The sequence below is a fragment of the Phenylobacterium sp. genome (assembly GCF_041920015.1).
Classification (GTDB): Bacteria; Pseudomonadota; Alphaproteobacteria; order Caulobacterales; family Caulobacteraceae; genus Phenylobacterium.
In genome coordinates this window covers 1-5,837 of record NZ_JAYRST010000125.1, presented here as the reverse complement: position 1 = coordinate 5,837, position 5,837 = coordinate 1, and the positions used below count along the sequence as shown (strand labels likewise).

The window sequence follows — 5,837 nt, the reverse complement described above, 5'->3', positions numbered from 1 at the left end:
TTTCCAAAGCGGTCAGCGCGGGATAGATCTGACTATGTTTCACGGGCCAAATCAGAGGGATCGGAGCCTGGAGGATGGCGGCTATCTCATACCCGGTGAGCTTGCCGCTCGTGGCGAGCAGCGACATCAACAGCATCTCAAGAGTGTCCGAGGTACGTCGTCTGCTGGTCATGGGCGCCCGATGAAATGTTGATCCCCAGATCGTAGGGGCTGCTTCTCCCGGCACAACTGCAGGGGCGATGAGGGTGATAGACCATTCACCCTAAGGCGGTCGCCGCCGATCGCGCCGGGCGGGCGCTCGGGCTGGCCTGATCACTACCAGGTGCCGATCGCGCCGTAGGGATGCTCGAACTGCAGGGCGACGAAGCGGGCGGTGGTCTCGCCATAGGCGCGGCGCACCTGGTCGAAGGTGGCGAGCATGATATCGGGCGCGGGCAGGGCGACGCGGCGGTCGAAGCGCTCGGGCGGCGTAGCGCTGCGATAGACGACGAGACCGTGGCGCGAGCGGACGCTCGGCGCGCCGGTCGCCCAGGCGGTCGAGCGATAGGTGCGCGACCAGGCGTCCAGGGCCGTGCCGAAGGCGATCTCGTCGAAGCCGGGGGAGAGCAGCACGGCGACCTTCTCGTGGCGCCAGACCATCAGCCGGTTGGCGACCACCTGGGCCATGCCGCGCAGGGTGAGGCGGTAGTCCGAGCCGTCGTGGCGCGGGTCGGGCAGGGGCAGGGAGAGGCGCCGGGCGGTGGCGCGCATCACCTCCTCGCCGGCCAGGTCGCGCAGGAGGTCGAGGGCGGCCGGTTCGGCGGCGCTGATCCCGGCGGTGGTGGTGATCGGGCCGTCGTCCACCCAGCGGGCGTCGTTGCGCCAGGCGACCTTGGGATAGACCTTGGCGACCTTGGCGCGGCTGTACCAGTGGATGGTCGCCTGGCGCCCGTCGAGCAGGCCGGCGGAGGCCAGCACCTTGGCGCCGTTGCAGATCGAGACGATGCGGGCGCCGCGGGCGAGCTGGGCGCGCAGCCAAGCCGCGCGGGCCGGGTCGTCCTCGATGCTCATGGCCGGCACGATCACCAGGTCCGGCTGCGGACCGCGGTCGATTTCGGCGAGGCTCGCCTGGGGCGCGACCCAGGCGAAGCCGGGCGTCAGGCGGGCGGGGACGGCCGCGGGGGCGGCGACCTTCACATCGACCGCGCCGCTCTCGGCGAAGATGGCGTAGGGCGCGAGGAGGTCTGTGGCCACCGTGCCGCGCGGGTCGGCCAGCAGCACGACGAGGGGCCTGGCCTGGGCGCCGCCGCAGAGGGCGGCCCAGATGGCGAAGGTGGTGGCGAAGACGGCGGCGAAGAGAGCTAGGCGCATGGCGGGCTCCAGGGGCTTTCCCGACGAACCCAGCCTAGGGGCTCCGATCCATGGCTGAAATGACATATTTCCCTCGAAAAACGTCAAGCTGCGAAGGCTTGCTCCTTTCCGATGGTCATGGGGCCTGGAACAGGCGCCGCGCGCTTTCCGGGACGACGCCGGGGAGCTAGGGTCGCGGACCTTTCAGTTCCGGGGAGACAGGCGATGGACGGCGGTTGCCGATGCGGACGGGTGCGGTTCCGGGTTTCGGGCGCGCCGCTGATCACCATGGCCTGTCACTGCACGGGTTGTCAGAAGATGAGCGCCAGCGCCTTCTCGCTGAGCTCGCTCTACGCCAGCGACGCTTTCGAGGTGACCGAGGGCGAGGCGGTGATCGGCGGGCTGCACGGCCAGCCGCGGCATTTCTTCTGCGCCTACTGCATGACCTGGATGTTCACGCGGCCCGAGGAGGGCGGCTTCGTCAACGTGCGCGCCACGCTGTTCGACGACACGGGCGGCTATGCGCCCTTCATGGAGACCTTCACCCTCGAGAAGCTGCCCTGGGCGACGACGGGCGCGGCCCACAGTTTCGAGCGTTTTCCAGAGCCGAAGGACTATCCGCCGATGCTGAAGGCGTTTGCCGAGCGGTAGTGGCAAGCTGAGCCAGCGCGCCGGTGAGCCCCTCGTCCTTCCGTTCCGGCGGCGGACGTGCATCATCGGGGGATGACCAAGTATCTCATCTCGTTTCCGAGCGAAGCGATGGTCGTCAGCGCAGAGGAGCTGCCGAGCGTCGCGGCGGCCGCGCGTGCGGTGATCGAGGAGGCGAAGGCGGCCGGCGTCTATGTGTTCGGCGGCGGGATCGCCGAGGAGGTCGATCCGGTACGATCCGGCGAGCTGACCGGGCGTCGCGCGCAGGTCACCCCTGCGACAGCGACAGCAGATTGCCGTCGGGGTCCTTGAACCAGCAGACCGTGGTGGGGGAGCCGGGCGGGGTCCAGAGGCCGTCGGGGTCCTGGTCCAGGCCGGGGAAGCGCTCGAAGACCACGCCTCGGGCGGCCAGAGCCCGTGCGGTCGCGCGGATGTCGGCCACATGCCAGCCGGCGCAGGTGAAGGGCTGGGGCGTGAAGGCGGCGACCTTCTGCAGGTGAAGCCGGGCCGGGCCGTCCTCGAAGATCATCAACTGCGGGTGGTCGGCCGCGAGCGTCAGGCCGAGGGTCTCGCCGTAGAACCGGCGGGCGGCCTCCGGCCGGGCGGTGGGCAGCATGGTGATCAACTGGGACGCTGCGAGCATAGGGCATCCTTTCCGGCGGCGAGGGCGATCATGGCGAACGCCGTTATCGGAGCTTGTGCGAGGCCGTGCAACCGCACGTGATGAGCGGTTGCGACGCGTTTGATCCTGGGAGGCTTGCCATCTCCAAATTACTATGATTTTCATAGTAAAAATGACGAGGGAGGTGGCCATGAGCCGTGTCGATGTGGGAAGCGCGCCGAGCGGCGTCCTGGTGGAAGCCGAGGATTTCGCCGACCATGGCGGATGGATGCTGGACTCGCAGTTCGAGAGCCAGATGGGGTCGCCCTATCTATTGGCTCATGGCCTCGGCCGGCCGGTCGCCGACGCCCGGACGACGGTTTCGATCCCGGAAGGCGGTGAATACGAAGTGCTGGCGCGCACCCGCGATTGGGCCGCGCCGCACCGGCCGGGCCGTTTCGCCCTTTCGATCAACGGCGAGCGGCTGGAGCGCGAGCTTGGCGTTCATGGTCCGGACTGGGACTGGGAGTCCGCTGGCAAGATCGTCCTGCCCAAGGGCGAGGCGACGCTGGTCCTACACGACCTGACCGGTTTCGAGGGCCGCTGCGATGCGATCTATCTGACCAAGGACGGCGCGGCTCCGCCGAACGGGGTGGACGCCGCCAGCAAGGCGTGGCGACGGCGGCTGCGCGGTCTGCCCGACGAGCCGGTCGATGGCGGCGACTATGACGTCGTGGTGGTCGGCGGCGGGATCGCCGGCTGCGCCGCGGCGCTGACCGCCGCGCGCCTGGGCCAGACGGTGGCCTTGATCCACGACCGGCCGGTGCTGGGCGGCAACGCCAGCAAGGAGATCGGGCTGATGCCGCGCGGGATGCAGGGCAAGCTGCTGCAGGAACTGGCGCAGCGCACGCCGGACGGCGATCTGGTCGCGCTTTGCCTGCTGCAGGCCGAGCCCACCGCGCGTGTCTTCCTTGAGCACCGCATCATCGCCGCCGCCCGCGATGGCGAGCGGATCGCCTCGGTCGACGCCGTGGAGGCCAAGGGCGGTCTGGAGCGGCGCTTCAAGGGCCGCATGTTCATCGACACCAGCGGCGTGGCCATGCTGGGGGTGCTGGCCGGGGCCGAGACGATGTTCGGGCGTGAAGGCCGCGCCGACTTCGACGAGCCCTATGCGCCAGAGGCCGCCGACGAGATGCACCACGGCAATACGCTGTTCTTCCGCACCCGGATGGCCGACCAGCCGATCCCGTTCCCCGAGGTTCCATGGGCGACCGAGGTCTCGAAGGACTACGCCAATCTCAGCGGCCAATTGGTGCAGCCGGGCCAGGAGAACGGCGCGGGCCCGAACGCCAATCCCGACAACTCGACCTTCCAGTTCAGCGCCGATCCGAGCCAGGCCTGGATGCAGCAATTCCCAGCCACCCACTATTGGGAGTACGGCCAGTGGCTGGACCCCTATACGTCGGGCGAGTTCGTGCGCGACTACCTGATGCGCGCGCTCTACGGCGCGTTTTCCAACGTCAAGACAGCCGATCCGGAGGCCTATGCGAACCTGGAGTTCGACTGGATGGCCTTCGTGGCCGCCCAGGGCGAATTCAGGCGCTACAGGGGCGATCACGTCCTGACCGAGAACGATATCCGCAATCACACCCGCTATAACGACATGCTGGTGTCGAACGACGGCTTCTTCTGCATCCATTGCGCGTGGAACCCGGGGGAGGGCAAGTACGACTTCCGCCTGAAGGACTGGATCATGGATGTGCGGGACCAGCAGCCTTACGGCATCCCGTTCCGCTGCCTCTACTCGGTCAACATCGACAACCTGCTGATGGCCGGCAAGCACATCAGCGTGACCCATGTGGCGGGCTCCTCGGTGAAGCTAATGGGCAACGGGGCCGAGCATGGCGTGGCGGTGGCCGCGGCCGCCTTCCTCTGCAACACATACGACACCACCCCGCGCGGCCTTTACGACGAACGCCTCGACGAACTCCGCGCCCTGGTGGACGGTCTCGCCGGCCACGAGCATTCGCCGGACGCGCCGCGGAGGTTCGTCGCGACCCCAGGCTAAGGATGGTCGCGCCTTGACGCCCTTCGGACGCGTTCGCCATATCGGGGGACCTCAGCAGCATCGTCAGAGCACATCTTGGCCAAGCGTCCCGAAGACAGCGACACGCTCTGCCCGGTCTCGCGCTCGACCGCCCTGATCGGCGACCGATGGAGCCTGCTGGTGATCCGCGAGCTCTTCATGGGCAACTCGCGGTTCCTGGATCTGGAGGCCCAGACCGGGGCCACCCCGCAGATGCTGACCGCGAGGCTGAAGCGGCTGGAGGCGGACGGCCTGGTGCGCAAGCAGCCCTCGGCCGGCGAGGCCCGGCGACATGAGTATCGCCTGACCGAAAAGGGCGCCGACCTGCTGCCGGTGCTGCTGGCGTTGCGGGGCTGGGGCGAGAAGTGGTGCAAGTCGCCCGAGGAAGGGCTGGCGCTGCGCACCACCCATCGGGCCTGCGGCGCGGAAGTCGGCCTCGACGGCGTCTGCCCCGCCTGCAAACGGCCGGTGGCCTGGTCCGAGCTCGCCGCCGCCCCGACGGCGGACTATCTCGACGAACGGCGCCGCCGGAGCGCCGTGCGCAACCGCACGTGATGGGCGGGGCCGGAACGGGCGGCCCGGCGCGGCGTTGCCTTTCCAGTCATTGGAGGCATTCGCCATGTTGAAATGGGCGCTGATTTTCGCGGTGGTCGCGCTGATCGCCGGCGCGTTGGGCTTCGGCGGCATCGCCGGGGCGGCGGCCGGGATCGCCAAGCTGCTGTTCTTCCTGTTCGCGGTCGGGTTCCTGGTGTTCCTGGTCCTGGGCCTGATGGCCGGGCGCAAGATCACCGGCGGATAGAGGTCGCCGTGTCGAACACGACCCCGGACGCCGCAGGGCGGCTGTCCGGGGTCGCGCCGTAGAGAGACGGCTACTTCTTGGCCAGATAGGCCTGGGACTGGCTGCCGACGAGGTCGACCAGGTCGCCCATGGCCAGGTTCACGTCGATCAGGTGCAGGCCCCAGTCGGTGAGGGTCATCGGGCCGACCTTCACGTCGCCGGAGATGTCGTCGGTGCGCGGGTCGTTCGGGTCGGCGTTGATGTGGACCGCGAGGTAGTTGAAGCCGTCCTTGGAGACGCACTCGCCGGTCAGCAGGCCGGGGACCGAGACGAAGGGCGTCTTGATGTCCGCGCCGCCCTTCACCCAGGCCGGGGGCGGGGCCGCGTCGGCGGCG

General features: G+C 68.9%; 7 protein-coding genes and 1 pseudogene. 5 read left to right on the top strand and 3 right to left on the bottom strand.

The window, feature by feature from the left end; all coding sequences use genetic code 11:
* Positions 1-315: 315 nt before the first annotated feature.
* Entirely contained in the window at positions 316-1,350 is a 1,035-nt protein-coding gene (locus tag ACE3TL_RS16420; RefSeq protein ID WP_374579740.1) for a DJ-1/PfpI family protein, read from the bottom strand.
* A gap of 204 nt (positions 1,351-1,554) precedes the next feature.
* On the opposite strand from ACE3TL_RS16420, the gene ACE3TL_RS16415 reads away from it, so the two are divergent.
* On the top strand, positions 1,555-1,980 hold the full coding sequence (locus tag ACE3TL_RS16415; protein WP_374579739.1) for a GFA family protein: 426 nt from the start codon (positions 1,555-1,557) through the stop codon (positions 1,978-1,980).
* Between the two features lie 72 nt (positions 1,981-2,052).
* Entirely contained in the window at positions 2,053-2,289 is a 237-nt protein-coding gene (locus ACE3TL_RS16410) for a hypothetical protein (RefSeq protein WP_374579738.1), read from the top strand.
* On the opposite strand, the gene ACE3TL_RS16405 is transcribed toward ACE3TL_RS16410, so the two are convergent.
* Positions 2,246-2,620: a VOC family protein gene (locus ACE3TL_RS16405; protein WP_374579737.1), complete on the bottom strand. Its 375-nt coding sequence runs from the start codon at positions 2,618-2,620 to the stop codon at positions 2,246-2,248. The two genes, ACE3TL_RS16410 and ACE3TL_RS16405, sit on opposite strands and share 44 nt — an antisense overlap.
* A 169-nt stretch (positions 2,621-2,789) precedes the next feature.
* Here ACE3TL_RS16405 and ACE3TL_RS16400 point away from each other — a divergent pair, with 169 nt between their 5' ends.
* The 3 genes from ACE3TL_RS16400 to ACE3TL_RS16390 all read left to right on the top strand — a co-directional run bounded on the left by ACE3TL_RS16400 (position 2,790) and on the right by ACE3TL_RS16390 (position 5,463).
* Positions 2,790-4,646: an FAD-dependent oxidoreductase gene (locus tag ACE3TL_RS16400; protein ID WP_374579736.1), complete on the top strand. Its 1,857-nt coding sequence runs from the start codon at positions 2,790-2,792 to the stop codon at positions 4,644-4,646.
* Positions 4,647-4,721: 75 nt separating this feature from the next.
* Complete coding sequence (locus ACE3TL_RS16395; protein WP_374579735.1) at positions 4,722-5,219, top strand: winged helix-turn-helix transcriptional regulator; 498 nt, start codon at positions 4,722-4,724, stop codon at positions 5,217-5,219.
* 64 nt (positions 5,220-5,283) lie between these two features.
* Positions 5,284-5,463 carry a DUF1328 domain-containing protein gene (locus tag ACE3TL_RS16390; RefSeq protein ID WP_374534624.1) on the top strand — a complete coding sequence of 60 codons (180 nt, stop codon included), beginning with the start codon at positions 5,284-5,286 and terminating at the stop codon, positions 5,461-5,463.
* 70 nt (positions 5,464-5,533) lie between these two features.
* Here the strand turns inward: ACE3TL_RS16390 and ACE3TL_RS16385 are convergent.
* Positions 5,534-5,837, bottom strand: a pseudogene (locus tag ACE3TL_RS16385) (DUF3089 domain-containing protein); the annotation flags it as partial.